At 70.1% G+C, this 18,497-nt stretch carries 6 protein-coding genes and 1 pseudogene; 2 read left to right on the plus strand and 5 right to left on the minus strand.

The genetic code is table 11. The annotated features are described in order from the left end of the window. Nucleotides 1-10: 10 nt before the first annotated feature. Nucleotides 11-11,392 (minus strand): beta-propeller fold lactonase family protein, encoded by an 11,382-nt coding sequence (locus ADBZ9K_RS16550; RefSeq protein WP_526622260.1) that lies wholly within the window; start codon nucleotides 11,390-11,392, stop codon nucleotides 11-13. Between ADBZ9K_RS16550 and ADBZ9K_RS16555 the strand changes: the two genes are divergently transcribed. After that, nucleotides 11,385-11,618 (plus strand): hypothetical protein, encoded by a 234-nt coding sequence (locus ADBZ9K_RS16555; RefSeq protein ID WP_526622262.1) that lies wholly within the window; start codon nucleotides 11,385-11,387, stop codon nucleotides 11,616-11,618. The two genes, ADBZ9K_RS16550 and ADBZ9K_RS16555, sit on opposite strands and share 8 nt — an antisense overlap. A gap of 1,101 nt (nucleotides 11,619-12,719) precedes the next feature. After that, nucleotides 12,720-12,902 (plus strand): hypothetical protein, encoded by a 183-nt coding sequence (locus ADBZ9K_RS16560; protein ID WP_526622263.1) that lies wholly within the window; start codon nucleotides 12,720-12,722, stop codon nucleotides 12,900-12,902. 333 nt (nucleotides 12,903-13,235) lie between these two features. On the opposite strand, the gene ADBZ9K_RS16565 is transcribed toward ADBZ9K_RS16560, so the two are convergent. From ADBZ9K_RS16565 to ADBZ9K_RS16580, 4 genes and pseudogenes are all read right to left on the minus strand, one after another. Next, complete coding sequence (locus ADBZ9K_RS16565; protein ID WP_526622265.1) at nucleotides 13,236-14,660, minus strand: hypothetical protein; 1,425 nt, start codon at nucleotides 14,658-14,660, stop codon at nucleotides 13,236-13,238. Between the two features lie 237 nt (nucleotides 14,661-14,897). Next, nucleotides 14,898-15,713 (minus strand): annotated as a pseudogene (locus tag ADBZ9K_RS16570) (D-alanyl-D-alanine carboxypeptidase family protein). A 168-nt stretch (nucleotides 15,714-15,881) separates the two neighbouring features. Next, nucleotides 15,882-16,757, minus strand: a complete 876-nt coding sequence (locus tag ADBZ9K_RS16575) for a D-alanyl-D-alanine carboxypeptidase family protein (RefSeq protein WP_526622267.1) — start codon at nucleotides 16,755-16,757, stop codon at nucleotides 15,882-15,884. Nucleotides 16,758-16,798: 41 nt separating this feature from the next. Next, nucleotides 16,799-18,454: a diflavin oxidoreductase gene (locus ADBZ9K_RS16580; RefSeq protein WP_526622269.1), complete on the minus strand. Its 1,656-nt coding sequence runs from the start codon at nucleotides 18,452-18,454 to the stop codon at nucleotides 16,799-16,801. Nucleotides 18,455-18,497: the final 43 nt, after the last annotated feature.

Below are 18,497 nucleotides of genomic sequence, written 5' to 3' on the forward strand. Positions count from 1 at the left end.
CGGGCGATGACTATCCGTCGAGCCCTGGCTGACCGTTGGGAGCACCGCCTTGGCCGCCTTGGCCGCCGGGGACTCCGCCGTTGCCGCCGTTGCCGCCGTTGGCGTTGCCCACGACTGCCGCCACCGCGTCACCGCCGTGTCCGCCTCCGCCGCCACCGTCGGCGCCGTCGGCGCCATTGCCTCCGTCGCCGCCGGTCGCGGTGCCCGTACCCGTGGCCGCCGCGGTGCCGCCGTTGCCGCCGTGGCCGCCTTCGGCGGCGGTGCCGGTCCCGCCGGTGCCGCCTGCACCACCGACGGCGTCGTACACGCCGGAAGCGGTGGAATTGCCGCCGTTTCCGCCGTTGCCGCCGCTATCGCCGCTTCCGCCGCTTCCGCCGCTTCCGCCGATGCCGTTGATCCCTGAGTCGCCGCCGTTTCCGCCGTTTCCTCCGAATATCACACCGGGAGCGCCGAAGCCGTCGCCGCCGTTTCCGCCGTTTCCGCCGACGGCGGAGTCGGCACCCGGGTCGCCCGCACTGCCATCGGTGCCGCCGGTGCCACCGGTGCCCTTGCTGCCGCCGGTGCCGCCGGCGCCGTGGACACCCGGTGCGCCGCCGTTGCCGCCGTTGCCGCCGTCATACGCAGCTTCGCCGCCGTCGCCGCCGTTGCCGCCGGTGCCGCCGTTTCCGCCGTCGCCGCCGGTGCCGCCGTTGCCGCCGTTACCGTTGACGCCGCCGACGCCGGCGTTTCCGCCGCTGCCGCCGTTGCCGCCGGTGCCGCCGGCTTGTCCGTCACCGCCGGCTTGTCCGTCACCGCCGGTGTCGCCGTCGCCGCCGGTGTCGCCGACGCCGCCGTTTGCACCGGTGCCGCCGTTGCCGCCGTTGCCGGCGACACCGCCCACGCCAACGGCGTCGCCGCCGGCGCCGCCGTTGCCGCCCCTGGCACCTGCGGTGGTGGGGCTGCCGCCGTTGCCGCCGTTGCCGCCGTTGGAGACCGCCGTGGGCGTGGTTCCGTCGCCGCCATCGACGCCCGCACTGCCGCCAGAGCCTCCGGTACCTGCCGCACCGCCGGCGCCGCCGAACCCGCCAAGACCAGCGGTGCCGCCGTTGCCGCCGTTGCCGCCGTCGGGGGAATTGGCGTCGCCGTCGGCGCCGTCACCACCAGAACCGGACAGGCCGCCGTTGCCGCCTGCGCCGGCATCTCCACCGCTGCCATTGACACCCGATGCCCCGCCGTTGCCGCCCGCGCCACCTGCGCCACCGCGGCCGCCTGCGCCGCCGTTTCCGCCGTCGACGCCGTTGGCTCCGGCGGTCGTGCCGTCGGCACCGTCACCGCCGTCACCGCCTGTACCACCTGCACCACCTGTGCCGCCTGCGCCGCCGTTGCCGGTAGCAGCCAACGCTGCACCGCCAGCACCGCCCGCCCCGCCGAGGCCGCCGGCAGTGCCACTGGGCACTGTCGTTCCCAGCACTACGGCTGGGGCGGCGTAGTAATTGGCGACGTAGATGTTGCCGTTGAGGTCGGTCGCCAGTGACTCGGGATACTGCACGCGGTCGGTGATCGTAGCGGTGACGTTCTTCGTGGCCAGGTCGACGACCTGGACTGCGCTGCCGAAGAAACTCGCCACATAAAGCGTCGATCCATCGGTAGACAGCGCCACCGAACGCGGGGTGGACAATCCGGTAATGGTGTCGATGCGGGTATTGGTGGCGGTGTCGACGATGCCGACCGATCCACCGTCCGCGTCGCTGACGTACAGCGTCGAACCGTCGGAGCTCAGTGCCAGCCCCCAGGGACTGATGAACGAGCCCGAGACAACGCCGATTTCCAGGGTTTCGGTGTCGATTACCGAGACGGTGGTTCCCCAGCCGTTGGTGACGTAGAGCTTGCTGCCGTCACCGCTGACGATCAGTTCGCGGGGATGGTTGAACCCGTCGATCGTCGTCACGGCATCGGTGACGGGGTTGATCACCGACACCGAACCGGTGTTCTCGTTGGAAACGTAGACCATCGATCCATCCGGGCTGACGGTGATGAACGTCGGAGAACTCAGCCCGGTGATCTGTTTGGTGATGGTGTTCGTCGCCGCGTCGACGATCGCCACGCTGCCGTTGCCAGCGTTGGTGACATAGATGGTGGTTCCGTCGGGGCTGACCACGGCACTGTGCGGGTTCTGCAACCCGCCGATGATGGCCACGGTCGCGTTGGTTGCCGTATCGACCACGAGCAGTGCGCCGTTGTAGGAATCGACTATATACGCGGTGTGGCCATCAGGGCTGATCGCGACACCGGTGCCGTTGCCGACGCTGGGTATGGAGGCCACCGGGCCGAAGCCTCCGGTGGCACTGGAACCCACTCCCGATGCGCCGTTACCGCCATCGCCGCCGTTGCCGCCAATCCCGCCGTTTCCGCCTAGCGCGCCACCGTCACCGCCGACGCCGCCGGCGCCACCGAGACCACCGGCAGTCAGCGAATCACCGGCTGCGCCGTTGCCGCCGTTGCCGCCGTTGCCGCCGTTGCCGTAAGCCCCGGCAGCACCTCCGTCACCGCCGGCACCCCCGGCATAGCCGACCAATACCGCATCAAAGCCGTTGCCGCCGTTGCCGCCGTTACCCACGCCAATCGAGGTGACCCCGTCAGCACCGGCTAGTCCAGCTGTGCCTCCGGTCCCGCCGGTACCTGCCGCACCGCCGTCACCGCCCACACCACCAGCTCCCGGGTTGCCGCCATCGCCGCCATCGCCGCCGTCAGCTGTGCCCGCGCCGCCGTCGCCGTCCGCGCCGTCGCCGCCGTTACCGGGGTTGCCGCCGTCGCCGCCGGCGCCGCCGGCGCCACCGTTGCCGTTGACTCCCAGCGCTCCGCCGTTGCCGCCGTTGCCGCCGTTACCGGCAGCGCCGCCCGCCGCTCCATCGCCCCCGGCAGTGCCACTGGCGCCGGCCGTGTTCGCGTCGATGCCGTCTGCGCCGTTGCCGCCGTCGCCGCCGTTGCCGCCGGCGCCACCCGCGCCGCCGTTTCCGCTGCTGCTCAGCGCGGCCCCGCCTGCGCCGCCATTTCCGCCCGCACCGCCTGCCGTGGCGTTGGGGGAGAGGTTGGCGATTTCGCTGACAGTCTCGTAGTAGTTGGCCGTGTAGATCACCCCGGTGACGGGATCGACTGAGATGGCCCCCGGGTAGTCACCGATTTCGATCGTCTGGACGACGGTGTTGGTTGCGGTGTCGATCAGGGCCACCGTTGCGCTGTCGTAGTTTGCGACGTAGGCGTAGTGGCCATCGGCGGAAACGGCGACTCCGTAGGGGTAAGCGAACCCCGAAATGCTTGTCGTCAGTGTGTTTGTCGCGGTGTCGTAGACGTCCACCGTGTCGTTGGAGTAATTCGTCACGTAGAGGGTGGCTCCGTCGGGGCTGATCGCGACCCCGTACCGGTAACCCGAGTCGCCGCCGATGGTGGTGACAATCGTGTTGGATGCGGTATCGACAACCGTCACAGGCGTGTAGTAGCTGGCGAAGTAGAGCGTCGATCCATTCGGGCTGACCACAACCGAGTAGGGGTAGCTGGCCGCAATGTCGGCTGTCACTTGGTGAGTTGCGACGTCGATGACCGACACCGAATTGTCGTAGTTGGCCACATACAACGTGGAGCCGTCGGGGCTGACGGTAATGCCGCCCGGGTAGTAGAGCCCGCCCCCGCTGATCGTGGTCGTCGCATGCGTGACGCTATCGATTGCTGTCACGGTGCTGTCGTCGTAGTTCGTCACGTAGATCGTGGATCCGTCGGGACTGACGACAATTCCTCGCGGGCTAGTACCCACTGGGATGGTGGCCGTGACGGTGTTGGTCGCAACGTCGATCAGCTGAACCGCGTCGCTTTCGGTTGCGGCGACGTAGATGGTCCCTCCGTCCGGTGAGACGGCCACGCCGTAGCCTTGACTGCCAGGGGTGCCGACCTGACCGACCAGGTTGAGACCCGGGGTAGCGCTACCGGTTCCACCGGTGCCGCCGTCGGCGCCAATTCCACCATCGCCGCCGTTTCCGGCCAGGCTGCCGCCGAGGCCGCCGGCTCCGCCGTTGCCGCCGCCGCCGGCTGGGAGGGTGGCGTCGCCGTCTGCGCCGGTTCCGCCGGCGCCGCCGTTTCCGCCGTCCCCGTAGGTTCCGCCGTTTCCGCCGTTTCCGCCGTTTCCGCCGTCAGCTCCGATGGCGGTCACGTCGTAGCCGTCACCGCCGTTTCCGCCGTTTCCGCCGGCGGTCGAGGCTGTGCCGTCTCCGCCGTTGGTACCGGCGGTACCGCCGCTGCCACCGGTACCGGCTGCACCGCCGTTGCCGCCATTGCCTGCGGTTCCCGGGTTGGCGCCATTGCCGCCGTTGCCGCCGTCGGGGAAGGCCGCGCTGCCGTTTCCGCCGTTGCCACCGTTGCCACCGGTTGCGGCATCGCCGCCGTTGCCGCCGTTGCCGCCGGTGCCGTTGATACCACCGTTAGCGTCACCGCCGGCCCCGCCGTTTCCGCCTGTGCCACCGGACCCACCAGCACCGCCAGTGCCGCCGGACCCGGCCGCGAAGTCGGTATCGGCGTTGCCGCCGTTGCCGCCGTTGCCGCCGGCCCCGGCGTTGCCGCCCTGGCCGCCGCTACCACCGGAACCTCCATTGCCGGTGGCCGACAACGCCGCGCCACCGTTACCGCCGTTGCCGCCGGCGCCGCCGGACGTGCCTGCGCCACCGTTGCCACCGGCAAGGCCCGTTTGGAGCACGGTGGAGCCACCCAGCAAGTTCGCGGTGTACACGACGCCGCTCGCGCTCACTGCCACGCCTTGAGGCAAGCTGCCGACGCTGGCCGTCGACGTCACCATATTGGTGGCGGCGTCGATCACTGACAGCGTGCTCACGGAGAAGTTGGCCACGTAGATCTGGCTGCCATCGGCGCTGACCGCCACGCCAAGCGGGCCAGTCCCGACTGGGATGGTGGCCACCACGGTGTCGTCGGTGGCGTCGATAACCGAGACGGTGCCGCCGTATTGGTTGGTGACGTAGACCCGTGTCCCGTCGGGGCTGATTGCTACGCCGGTCGGATTGGCGCCGACGGCGACAGTGGTCAGCTGAGTATTCGTGGCGGTGTCGATCACCGACACGGTGCCGAGGCCAGAGAGTGCGACGTACAACCGGGTGCCATCGGGGCTTACCGCCACCCCGAACGGGTTGGAGCTGACCGGGATCGTGCTGACGTTGAAAGTTGTCGCGTCGATCACCGACACCGAACTCGAGCTATTCGTCACGTAGACAGTGGAGCCGTCGGGGCTGACCGCCACCCCCCACGGATTGCTGCCCAGCTCGACGGCCTGAATAAGGGCGCCGGTATTGGCGTTGAGCACCGATACCGTGGTGCCGCCCCCGTTGGTCACGTACAGGCGGGTGCCGTCGGGACTGATCGCCGCTGAGACCGGAAGGGTACCGACGCTGTAGGTGTCGATAACGGTGTTGGTGGCGGTGTCGATCACCGACACGGTGTTGCTTCCGTAGTTGACGACGAAGGCGCGGGTGCCGTCAGGGCTGATCGCCACGCCAGACGGGTAGGCGCCGACAGGCACGGTTGCCACCGTGGTCAGCGGTGCCCCAGGGGTGCCGCCGTTGGCGCCGCTCGCGCCGTTGGCCCCGGTGCCGCCATCGCCGGCTGCGCCGCCGTTGCCGCCGTCGCCTGCTTGGGTGCCGCCATCGCCGCCTTCGCCGCCGTTGCCGCCGGATCCGCCTGCGGTGGTGGCGTTTCCGTCGGCTCCGTCTCCGCCGGCGCCGCCGTTGCCGCCGTTGCCGTAGGTGCCGCCGTTGCCGCCGTTGCCGGCGTTGCCGCCGTTGGTGCCGGCCAGGGCGGTGACGTCGGAGGCAGCGTCGTAGCCGTCACCGCCGTTTCCGCCGTTTCCTCCGGCGGTCGTGGTCGTACCGGAGGTGCCGTTGCCGCCGTTGCTTCCGCCGGTGCCGCCGGTGCCGGCTGTTCCGCCAGTTCCGCCGGAGCCGCCCGTGGTGGTGGTGCCGCCGTTGCCGCCGTTGCCGCCGTTGGGTGTGGTGGCGTCGCCGTCGGCGCCGTCGCCACCGTTACCCGCGGCGCCGCTCGCCCCGCCGGCCCCGCCTGCTCCGCCGTTGCCGTTGATGCCGGTGGCACCGCCGTTACCACCGTCGCCGCCGGCGCCGCCGGCACCGCCGGCACCAGCGTTACCACCGTCGGCGCCGTTGTCGCCGGGCTGGGTGCCGTTGGCTCCCTGGGCGCCGTTTCCGCCGTTGCCACCGAGGCCGCCGGCTCCGCCGCTGCCGCCGTTTCCTGATGGGGCTTGGGCCGCGCCGCCGGCGCCACCGATACCGCCCGCTCCGCCGGCGGTGCCTGAGCCGATGAGCAGGCCGATCACCGACACTGTGCCGCCGTAGTAATTAGTCGTGTAGGCGTTGCCGTTGGAACCAGTGGCAACGTTGAACGCTTGGATACTTGTGATCGCCTGGATGATGTTGCCTGTAGCGGCATCGATGAGTGTTAGCGATCGATCAGACTGGTTGGTGACGTAGAGCGTTGTGCCGTCCGAACTCACCGCGATTTGATCCGGCAAGGACACTCCGGTGATCGTCTGGGAGATCGTGTCGGTCGCAGTGTCGACAACCGATATTTCACTGCTAGCGATATTGGTGACGTAGAGCTTGGTGCCGTCCGGGCTCACCGCGAGTCCCAAGGGGTAATTGAAGCCTTGGATGGACGTGGTCACGGTGTTGGTAGCGGCATCGATCACCTCCACCGATCCGGTCTGGGGGTTGGCGACGTAGACCTTGGAGCTGTCGGGGGACACCCCGATGGCCCAGGCGCCACTCATGGCGATTGTGGCGGTCACCGTGTTGGTGGTCGTGCTGATGACCGTGACGCCGCTGCTGCTGCTGACCGCGTAGACGTTCGCACCGTTGGGGCTGACTGTCAGACGACTGGCAGGAGCGTTGATTGTCGTCTCGATTGTGTTCGTAGCGGTGCTGATCACGTTGATGCCGTTGGCGTCGCTGACGTACAAGTGATGGCCATCTGGGGTGATCGCAATTGCTGTCGGGTTGGTCAGCCCGTCGATCGTCCCGACGACGGTGTTGGTGGCGTTGTCGATCACCGTGACCGTGGTGCCAGAACTATTGGTGACGTAGGTCTTCGTGCCGTCGGAGCTGACCACGATGCCAGTGGGTGCGCCGAAGTCGGTGAGCGTGGTGATGACACCGCGTCCGCTGCTGGCCACACCGGTCGCTCCGGCTCCGCCGTTGCCGCCGTTGCCGCCGGTGCCGCCGTTGCCGGCAGCGGTGCCGCCGAGGCCGCCGGCGCCGCCGTTGCCGCCGGTGCCGCCCGGGGTGGTGGCGTCGCCGTTCCCGCCGTTTCCGCCGGTGCCGCCGTTGCCGCCGTTTCCGTACGTGCCGCCGTTGCCGCCGTTGCCGCCGATTCCGCTGGTCTCGCCGGGGTTGGTGGCGGTGTAGCCATTGCCGCCGTTTCCGCCGTCGGCATAGCTGACTGTCGTGACGCCGGTTGCGCCGTCGACACCTGTCGTGCCCCCGGTGCCGCCGGTTCCGGCCGCGCCGCCGTTGCCGCCGTTGCCGCCCGCCGCGGTATTTCCGCCGTTGCCGCCGTTGCCGCCGTTGGGGGTGGTGGCGTCGCCGTTGGCGCCGTCGCCGCCGCTACCCGCGGCACCGCTTGCACCACCGGCACCACCGGCTCCGCCGGTGCCATTGACGCCGTCGGAGCCCCCGTTTCCACCGGCTCCGCCGGTGCCACCAGCGCCACCGGCTGCGGCGCTGCCGCCGGCACCGCCATCGGCGCCGGGATCAACGCCGTCCGTTCCGTCGGCGCCCGTGCCGCCCGTGCCGCCCGTGCCGCCGGCGCCGCCGGTTCCGCCGTTTCCACTGGTGGCCTGGGCGTTGCCGCCGAGTCCGCCGGCGCCGCCGTTACCGCCGACGGTGCCGTCGGCGCCGGGTGTGGTGGCGCTGTAGCCGGTGCCGCCGTTGCCGGCGTTTCCGCCGTTGCCGCCGTTGCCTGCGGTGGTTCCGCCGGTGCCGCCGTTGCCGCCGTTTCCGCCAGTGCCGCCGGGTGTGGTGGCGTCGCCGGTGCCACCGGTTCCGCCGTTGCCGCCGGTGCCGCCGTTTCCGTAGGTTCCGCCGTTGCCGGCGTTTCCGCCGTTGCCGCCGTTGGCTCCGGTGGTGGCATTCCAGCCGTTTCCGCCGTTGCCGCCGTTTCCGCCGCTGGTCGAGGCCGCTCCGGAGGTGCCGTTGGTGCCGGCGTTGCCGCCGGCGCCGCCGGTGCCGGCCACACCACCAGAGCCGCCGTTGCCCGCGGTGGTGGTGCCACCGTTGCCGCCGTTTCCGCCATTGGGGTTGGTGGCGTCGCCGTCGGCGCCGTTGCCGCCGTTGCCGGCATCGCCTCCGGCGCCGCCGGTTCCGCCAGCTCCGCCGTCGCCGTTGGTGCCGGTTGCGCTGGCGTTTCCGCCGTCTCCGCCGTCACCGCCTAACCCGCCTGCTCCGGCGTTACCGCCGTTGGTGCCGTCGCCGCCTGGGGTGGTGGCGTCGGTTCCATCGACACCGGCACCGCCGGTGCCGCCGGTGCCGCCCGCCCCGCCCGTGCCCGCGGTCGCGCCGTCGGCCAGCGCGTCGCCGCCGGTGCCGCCGGCTCCACCATTGCCGCCGGCAGAGCCCGTTCCGCCGGCGCTAGTCGCGGGTAGGCCGGTGCCGCCTTGTCCGCCTCGTCCGCCGGTGCCGCCGTTGCCGGTGGTGGTGCCGCCGGCGCCGCCGGTGCCGCCGGTGCCGCCGGTGCCGGCTGGGGTGGTGGTGTCTGCGGTGCCGCCTTGTCCGCCTTGTCCGCCGGTGCCGCCGTTGCCGTTGGTGCCGCCTGAGCCGCCGGTGCCGCCGTTGCCGCCGGTGCCGCCGGGGATGGTGGAGTTCCATCCGGTGCCGCCTTGGCCGCCGGTGCCGGGTTGTTCGGTGCCGGTGGTGCCGTTGGTGCCGTTGGTGCCGTTGGTGGTGCCGTATCCGCCGGTGCCGCCGGTGCCGCCGTTGCCGCCGGTGCCGCTGGTGCCGGCCGATCCGCCCGCGGCGCCGTCGGGGTGGTAGGCGGTGCCGTTGGCGCCGTTGCCGCCGTTGCCGGCTTGGCCGCCCTGGCCGCCGTTGCCGGCGTTGCCGCCGGTGCCGCCGGCGCCGTGGAGTGCTGTTCCGCCGGCGCCGCCGTTGCCGCCGTTGCCGCCGTTGGCGCTGTTGGTTCCGCTGCCGCCGATGCCGTTGTTGATGGTGAATGTGCCGTCTGTGCCGTCGGTTCCGGCGCCGCCAGCGCCGCCGAGGCCACCGGCGCCGCCGTTACCGCCGTTGCCGGAGATCACGCCACCGGCGCCGCCGGCGCCGCCGTTGCCGGCGTTGCCGCCGTTGGTTGGTCCGTTTGTGGGGGTGGCGTTTTGGCCTTGGAAGCCGTTGCCGCCGTTGCCGCCGTTGCCGCCGTTGCCGACCGAGCCGGCGGCGCCACCGGCGCCGCCGTTGCCGCCGAGAGCCCCGGCCGGGCCGTCGCCGGCCTGGTAGCCGTTGCCGCCATTGCCGCCGTTACCTCCGGCGGTCACCGCTGTTCCGGAAGTTCCGTTGGTGCCGGCGTGGCCGTTGTGTGCGCCCTGGCCGCCGGCGCCGCCCACGCCGCCGCCGCCGACCGCACCGGCGTTACCGCCGTGGCCGCCGTTACCGCCGGTGGGGGTGGTGGCGTCGCCGTCGGCGCCGTCGCCGCCGTTGCCGCCGACCCCGGCATTGCCGCCTACCCCGCCGTTGCCGCCGTTGCCGCCGTTGGCGCGGGTGGAGAACAACAACAGGAATCGGCCGTTGCCGCCGTTGCCGCCGACGCCGCCGTTGCCGGCCACGCCGCCGTTTCCGCCGTCGGTGCCATCACCGCCGTCACCGCCGGCGACGCTGGCATCAGCGCCGTCGCTGCCGGTGGTGCCGGTGCCGCCGGTGCCGCCGTTGCCGCCGATCCCGCCGGCGCCACCACGCCCGACGATCCAGCTGCCGTTTCCACCGGTGCCGCCTGCGCCGCCATTACCGCCGCTTGCGCCATTGGTGCCCGCGCCGCCGTTTCCGCCTGCCCCGCCGGCCCCGCCGGCGCCCCACACCGAGAGCAATCCGGTGTTGCCGCCGCGGCCGCCTGCGCCGCCATCTTGGCCGTCGCCGGTGGAATCACCGCCGGCGCCGCCGCTGCCGCCGGATCCGATGAGCCAACCGCCCTTTCCGCCGGCCCCGCCGTCACCACCGCCGTCACCGCCGTCACCACCGGCTCCGCCCGCGCCACCGCGGCTTCCCGCTGCTAGCAAGCCCGCGCGACCACCGGCCCCGCCGCGGCCGCCGGTGCCGTTGGTGCTCGCACCGCCAAGACCGCCGGCACCGGCGATGGCCAGAAGGGCGAAGAATCCGGTGAAGCCGCCGGTGCCGCCGGTGCCACCGATCGCGTCCACGGCGCTGGCGGCACCACCTGTTCCGCCCATGCCGCCGTTGCCGAACAGCAGGCCGCCAGTTCCGCCGTTTCCGCCGGTGCCGGCATAAAGACCGTCACCACCGCTGCCGCCGGCACCGCCGGTGGAGTTCAGTGCGAGGATCCCGGCGCGTCCACCGGTGCCACCGGCGCCGCCGGTGCCGTCGGTGCTGCTACCGCCGGTGCCGCCGGTGCCGGCGGTGCCCCACAACGAGAGCCAGCCGGTCCGGCCGCCATGTCCGCCCGCGCCGCCCTCGGCCTGGGCCTCGGTCGCGGCGCCGCCGCCGCCACCGTTGCCGCCGTCGCCGATGAGCCATCCGCCGTAGCCACCCGCGCCGGCGTCACCGCCGGCGAGTGCGCCTTCACCGCCGGCGCCGCCGGCGCCGCCGCTGCTCGACAGTGACAGCAAGCCGGCATGTCCGCCGCGGCCACCAGCCCCGCCGGTTCCAGCCGTACTGTCGCCGCCGGCTCCGCCGGAACCTGCGGTGCCCCAGATCGACAGCAGGCCGGTGTTGCCGCCCGCGCCGCCCGCGCCACCGATAGCGCCGGAGGCGCTTACCGCCCCGCCGGCTCCGCCGTTGCCGCCGTTGCCGATGAATACACCCCCGGCGCCGCCGCGACCGCCGGCGCCGCCGTTGACGCCGGCCCCACCGTTGCCGCCGTTACCGAACCACCCAGCTGAACCGCCGTTGCCGCCGTTGAATCCGTTGCCGCCGTTGCCGAACAGGCCACCGTTGCCGCCGTTGCACGCTGTCGACCCCGAGCAGGTGCTGGCGTCGTAGCTAAACCCATTGCCGACCAACACACCGCCGTTGGGCTGATCAGCGGTGCCGTTACCGATGAACAGCCGAATGAAATCGTTGACCGCATCACCCGGGGACGCACTGGCCCCCACCGATGCCGCAACACGGGCCGACGGCTCAACAGTGGTCACCGCAGCGGCGGCCGGGCTGGCGGACTCGCGCACCGGAACATCGGAGACATCGCTGGAACGCGACGTGCTCGATGCCGAGGAATCCGAATCCGACGGCAACCCGGTCGCGCCGTCTGACGAGGAAGTCGCGCTCGAGGAGCGCGACCGGGAGGACGCAGCAATGCCGGACGACGAACCCGGAACCGTTCGCTCCGAGGAACTCTGGCCCGGTGTCGTGGAGCTCTGACCCGCTTTGGTCGAGGAACGCTTACCCACCCCGCCTAGCCCGGATGAACGCTTACCCACGTCGGATGAACCAGTCGAACCCGAGTCCTGCGAGCCCGACGACCCTGTGGAGCCTGACGACCCGGTGGTGTCCGCAGCCGCGACCATCGGCACCGCGGCCATCGCCGCTCCGATACCCAACGCGACCGCGAGAGCCCCGATGCGTCCGACGTAGCGCCCGTAGCCCGAGCCGGCATGTATAGCTGCATCTGATGGATCAGGTCGCCGGGACGGTTCGATCGGTCGCACCGGCGCCGCCACGACGCCGCTCTGCCGACGATGTCCACTTTGCTGCGACACACTCCGACCCATAGCCGATGACCTTCCCTACAGCTGAAACCCCGGGCGTCAGAAACCTGAACTGCTATTCAGGACCGTCCAACAGACGGAGGACGCATTTGACGAATCAGAACATTAGCGGCGGCGCGACATTTCGTCTACAGGGGATTCACAGATGCGACAATTTTAAAATCGTTGAACGGTAGAAGTCCCGCTTGCTTGCGGGCGGCCCTGCCGCAAGGAGGGGTAAACGCCCCGACGCGGCCCTGGCGTTCCGGGGCCAGAGAATCGGCCTGGACGCCCAAGGGGCGTCATCGCGGCGTGTTGAACGGTGGGATCTCTGCGTGTCGGGGCGGTCGCGGCCATGGCCTGGGCGGATAGGGAAGTAGCAGCTCGTGCAATAGAACCCGCGCTAGGACTGTGGGGCCATGCGGGCGCCTCGCCTCCGCGGATGTCGGCGCGTCGCAGTCGCGGAGGTCTTTGACGATGAGGATGACGCGCCTTGACGGGGATAAATAAAATATGAGAAGCCGGTAGAAAGATAATAAAATTATGGAACTGATCGATTTGCATAACGAGAGCATGTAATGGGCGCCGTAAAATAAAGTTAGTATGTTGATTGAATTTGCCGACACCTTCCCGATGTTCATCCGTGTAATCGGACTCTTCGTCGTTCGGAAAGTGTTGGCAATTGGCTCGGCGCGACGGCCGTGCAGGGGGATCGCCAGTGGCGGTCGGGGGCGATGGCGACAGTCGAAATGTTGCTGGGCAGGGTTTGCGGCCGGTGAAGGCCGCGGTGGAAGCGTGGTGGTCGAAGAGCGCGGGTGTCGGCGCAACGGCGCAGGGTGCGGCCTGGCTCGGCCAGTTCGGCCACGGTGGTGGCTACGCCACGAGGCGTGGGTGGATGACCGCGGTGATCTTCGATGGTCGGCGCCGCCGGATTGGCTGTGGGGTGATGATGCGCTGACGCAGGCTCAGGTCACCGCGGCAGCAGGATCGTCGCGTCTGTCGACGACGGCCGCGTCCGAGGCCTCACCCGCTGATCAACAGAGCGGAAGTGGGCTACCCGGCGTGCGCCGCAACCGAAGCGGGTATGGCGGTGACGTAGCCGACGAGCGGTCGACCGGGTCCAGCAAGGACCGTGCTTTCAGCACCGGTGCCGAGCGCCCTGCGGGGCAGGTGCCGTCGCGCACCGGGCGCAGATGGTAGTGGTCTATCCGCCCCGCACTCAGCATCACCACCGACCGTACGAAACCAACGCCGACCCACGGTGGGTCGAAGCTGTCCAGCCCGCGGGACCTCAGGCGGCGAGGACTTCTGCCTGCGCGGGAGCCTTCTCGGCGACGATCACGCCGAAATCGCTTGCTTGCCATGACCACATGAAGCCCGCCACCGACACCGGCGTGCTGCCGGCCGGCAGGTTGCCGTCGTTGAGGTAGACCTTGCCGGTGGCGATGTCCACGCCCGTCACGACCACCCAGTGATTCGGTTCTGGGGCCGGCGTTTCGACGTTCGCCCCGGACGCGTTCACGATCAGCGCGGCATCGACGACCACGGCCACGGCCTTGCCGGCAGCCAAGGCCGCCTCGACGTCGTAGAGCGCCCGCTGACCATCGATCTGGGTGGCCTTGTTCGGTGCTTCACCCGGCTCGGGGTCATCGACGTAGGACTTGTAGGTGGCGTTGATGCCGTACTTCTGCAGCAGTGCCACGCCGTCGGCGGTGTACACACCCGACGATCCGGTGTCGGCCTTGGTGCCCACATAGATGGGCTTGCTGGGGTCCACGACGCTCGGGGTGCTCTTGCCGATTGCGACGATCTCGTCCTCGGTGAGCTTCGGTCCGCCGAGCTGGGCAATGATTGCGGCATCGGCGATCAGCACGCAGTCGTTGTCCAGGGTCTGTTCCAGCCAGTATTGCTTCTGCGCGGCCTGGGTGCCGTAGACGCCGGTGCCCGTCACCTTGACGGCGATGTCTTTCTCGATGGTGTCGGGCTTGGCGGCGCCGACGGCGATCGCCAACGAATGCAGCAGCAGTTGCACCTGGCCGAGCAGACCGGGCAGCTGGGCGTTGGTCCCGTTGTTGACGGTGACGGTGAACTCGTCGGTGATCCCGGGGCCGATGAGCTCGTCGCGGGCAACGTAGGTGTATTCACCGGTCTTGGGGTCGAGCGTGACGGTGCCGTATTTGGGCTGCTGACTGACCGTGTAGGTCGGATCGAATCCGTTGTTGCCGGTGCCGTTGAGCGCACCGGTGACCGCCTTGTCGGGACCGCTCTGCGCGTTCTGGGTCGGGTCGACCGTCGGGGCCTTGTTGAAGAACGTGTACTCGATTTGGCGGGCGATATCGCTCAGGACCGATTGGACGGTCACGGCCTTGGGCGCCGCGGACGCCTTCGGTGTGACGTCGCTCGTCGTAACCAGCGACAGCGACGGTCGTGAGGTCAGCTGCGACACATCGGCGGCGTCGGAACCCCGATCGATCACCGAAGCCAGCCCGGACACGGAAGTGCCGGCGCCACCGCTGGCCGTCACTCGCGGCGCGGGCTTGCCGACGGCTCTGCGACTGGTTGGTGCGCCGGGCGTATCGCTTTTTGCCGGTGTGGTGCTCTGGGCGTCCGAGGTGGCGTGCGAGGCGGTCGCGGACGATCCGGTGTCCGCGTTTGCCATGGCCGCGCCGCCCACCAGCGCTGCCCCGAGGCCGGTGGTGATCGCGCCGACGGCCACCCACGCGGAGATTCGGCGAGCGGCTCGACGCCGACGTGTCTGGCCAGCAGAAGTGCAGTGATCCATCAACGAAGCTCCCCGTCCCCACGTCAACGCTGGTAAGCCACCGGCGACCGCCTCGGCGGAGGTTCGCGCCGGAGTGGTCTTAGCGTAGGGTCACTCGGCCCGTCCGGCAATCGGTTCGGGGCGTCGGGTGCGAAACCTTTGCCGTCAGTGGTGTTCTCGCGCGCTCCTCATTCAGCGTCCGGATTGGCTGAAGCCCCAGTCGAGCAGACGCGCCGCCTGATTCCATAGATCGTCGCTGCCATACATCTGCACCACGATCAGCCGTCGCCCGTTGCGCTGGGCCATGCCGACGTAGGTTTCGCGGGCCAGGTCGGTGTATCCGCTCTTGCCGCCGATGAAGCCGGGATAGCTGCGCAGCAGCCGGTCCTGGTTGCGGATCTCCCGCTACCCGGACCGGTCGGGGAACAACGCCGACGGTTGGTGGACGATCTGGACGAACAGCGGATAACGCAGGGCTTCCCGGTAGAGCACCGCCAGGTCGTGCGGTGAGGACACCGACTCCCAGCCCGGCCCGTCCAGCCCCGACGGCGATCCGGCCTGGGTGCTGCGCGCTCCCAGCTGATAGGCCTTGGCGTTCATCCGTACGACCGCCGCCTGGTAGCCACCGAGCATGTCGGCCAGCAGGTTGGCCGCGTCGTTTCCCGACACCATCAGCAGCCCGTCGAGCAACTGCCGCACGGTGTACACCTGGCCCGGCACCAGACCGACGCAGGAACATTCCACCTGGGTGTGCGCAGCGGAGGCACGCACCGCCGCGTTGGGCGGCAACTGGTCGAGCACCACCATCGCCAGCAACGCTTTGATGGTGCTGGCCGGTGCGTGCGCGCTGTAGGGGTCCCGGCCGCCCAGGATCTGGCCGTTATCGAGGTCGGCGACCAGCCAGGCTTGCGCCGGGCCGTCGGGCGGGGCGACGGCCCCTGCCGGTTCGGGGCCGGGTTGTGCCGCCGCCGGTGATATCAGCAGCAGGGACATCGCGATGCCCAACATCGCTGTGAAGGACGCGCGCCCGAAGCGATGCTGGCGCGGTGGGCGGGCCGGCATGCCTGCCGAGGCTAGCCAGCGGGCGCGACGGCAACGACGCGATCACGTCTCAAAAGCGCTGCGAAGCACGATCCCGATTCGGCGGGCAGGAGCGAAGCGACCCGGGGGATTGGTTCAGAGGGTGGCGATGCTCTCGGACGGGTTCTGGGCGAACCCCCAGTCCAGCAGCGCCGCGGCCTGATCCCAGTAGGTCGGTCCACCTTCGTGGATCAGGCCGTACATCATGGCGATCACCAGCCGGCGGCCGTCGCGGTCGGCAGCGCCGACGAACGTCTTGCGGGCGGCGTCGGTGAAACCGGTCTTGCCGCCAATCGCACCGGGATAGCGGACCAGCAGCTCGTCCTGATTGACCAGCGGCTTGTCGCCGGAGTCGGTGGGGAACATCGCCACCGGCTGTGCCGTGATCTGGGCGAAAACCGGGTTGGCCATCGCGGCGCGGAAGATGGCGGCCAGATCATGCGGAGTGGTCCAACCGGAGCCGCCCGGCCCATCCAGACCCGACGGTGTGGTCGCGTGGGTGTTGGTCGCCCCGACGGCTGCGGCCTTCGCGTTCATCTTGTCCACGGCGACGTCGAAACCGCCCAGCATGTCGGCCAGCGTGTTGGCGGCGTCGTTGCCCGATACCAGCAGCACTGCATCGAGGAGTTGGCGCGCGGTGTAGGTGCGGCCCGGTTTGATACCCGCGCAGTTGCATTCGACCAGCGTGTCAGCGTTGTCGGCGACCACCGTGGCGTCGAGGTCGGGCAGTTCGTCGAGCGCGGTCAATGCCAGCAGGGTCTTGATGGTGCTCGCGGGCGGGTGGACGGCATACATGTCGCGGCCGGCCAGTACCTGCCCGGTGTCCATATCGGCGACGATCCAGGCCGGTGCCGGACCGTCCGGGACCGGAACCGAGCCCACCGGCTGCGCGGCGGTGTCTGCGTGGGCGACTCCCGGCGCCGAGATCAGCAGACTTAGCGCTGTCGTGACACCGGCGAGAAGTCTGCGCATGGCACCCGAGCCTAACCGCAGCGGGTGGGCGGCGCCCAGGCTCAGTAGACGTCACGCACGTAGCGGTGGGCCTTGATGAGTTCGTTGACGTAGGCGTGCGCGGCCGCAGGGTCCAGGCCGCCTGCGGTGGAGACGATGTCGTGCAACGCCCGGTCGACGTCCTTGGCCATCTTTTCGGCGTCACCACAGACGTAGAGGTGCGCGCCGTCCTCGAGCCAGCCGAACAATTCTGCCGCGCTGTCTTTCATGCGGTGCTGGACATAGCACTTCGCTGCTCGGCAGTCCCGGGAGAACGCCAGGTCCAGACGGGTCAACGTGCCGGAGCCCAGGAATGCCTGCAGCTCGTCGCCGTAGAGGAAGTCGGTGCTGCGGTGCCGGCCGCCGAAGAACAGCCAGGACTTGCCCGGGGCGGCGACGGACTGCCGCTCCTGCAGGAAGGCCCGGAACGGCGCTATGCCGGTCCCCGGGCCCACCATGATGATCGGCACCTCGGGCGCGGGTAGCCGGAAGTGGTGGTTCGGCCGCAGGTGGAGCCGCACCGATTCCCCGCGGTCGGCCAGGAAGGTCGACGCGACACCACCGCGGCGCCGGCCGCCCGAGCTGTAGCGCAGTGTCGCGATCGTCAGATGGAGCCGGCGGGGGTGCACAAGCGGGCTCGATGCGATCGAGTAATCGCGAGACTGCAAGGGCCGCAGGGTGTCCAGCACCTCGTCGGTCTGCAGGTCGGCCAACTCCAGCAGGTCCAGCATGTCGCGCCCGTAGAGCCACGACGACAGCACGGCTGCATCGGTAGAGCGCAGGGCGGCGGCAGCCTCGGGGTCGGTAGTCCGGGCGGCCACCAGCGACCGCAGCGCAGGTGAGGGAGTGCGAATCTCGAGCTGATGGGTGAGGCGTTCGCCCAGCGGCAGCGGTGAGTCGGCACAGACGTACGAGTCGTCGACGCCCAGCTTCCCCAACACCGCCGCGACCAACTCGGGGGAGTTGACCGGGTGAACGGCAACGGAATCCCCGGCCGTGTAGCTGATCCCGGAATCGCCGAGGTCCAGTTCGATGTGACGGACCTCTTTGTCGGACCCCGGTGCCGTCAGCAGTCGGTTCACCAGGGCAGTCGCGCGGTACGGCTGGGCCTCGGTCCAGCGTGACGCACCCTGGCGCTCGACGGGTGCGGGAACCTGAGCCGGTGCAGTGTGATCGGCCCCGGTGGTGTTGGCCTCATCGAGCACTGCGGTGTTGGCCTCATCGAGCATTGTGACGGTGTCGGCCAGCCATCCCCGGGCGTCGCCCTCGCGGTAACAGTCCAGCTCGACCCGCTCGGCGAGCCGGCGTGCGCCGAGTTCGGCCAGCCGGGCGTCGATGATCCGACCCGCGTTGCAGAACAGCAGGTAGGAGCTGTCGCCCAGCGCGAGCACCGTGTAGCTGAGGTGGTCCAGGCCGGCCGGGTCGGCATCGCGGCGCGAGAGGTCCTCCCAGAACACGGTGGCGTTGTCGGGCACATCGCCTTCGCCGAAGGTCGAGGTGACCACGACGAGGTGCGTGGCCGCCCGAAGGTCGTCGAGCGAGATGTCGTTGAGTTCGGTCTCGGTGACGTCGATGCCTGCCGCCTTGGCGGCGTCGGCTAGCTGCATGGCCAGGTACTCGGCTGTGCCCATGTCACTGCCGTAGCCGATGATCAGGGAAAAGCCGGGATCGTCTGCCACCAGGTCTCCACTTCATTTAGTTTGGTTAGGATTACCTTAGTTA

Source organism: Mycobacterium sp., from assembly GCF_965229265.1.
Classification (GTDB): Bacteria; Actinomycetota; Actinomycetes; order Mycobacteriales; family Mycobacteriaceae; genus Mycobacterium.

Coding starts and splice junctions, on each gene's coding strand:
- ADBZ9K_RS16575 (WP_526622267.1), bottom strand. CDS start 16,757: ATGCGCAGACTTCTCGCCGGTGTCACGACAGCGCTAAGTCTGCTGATC.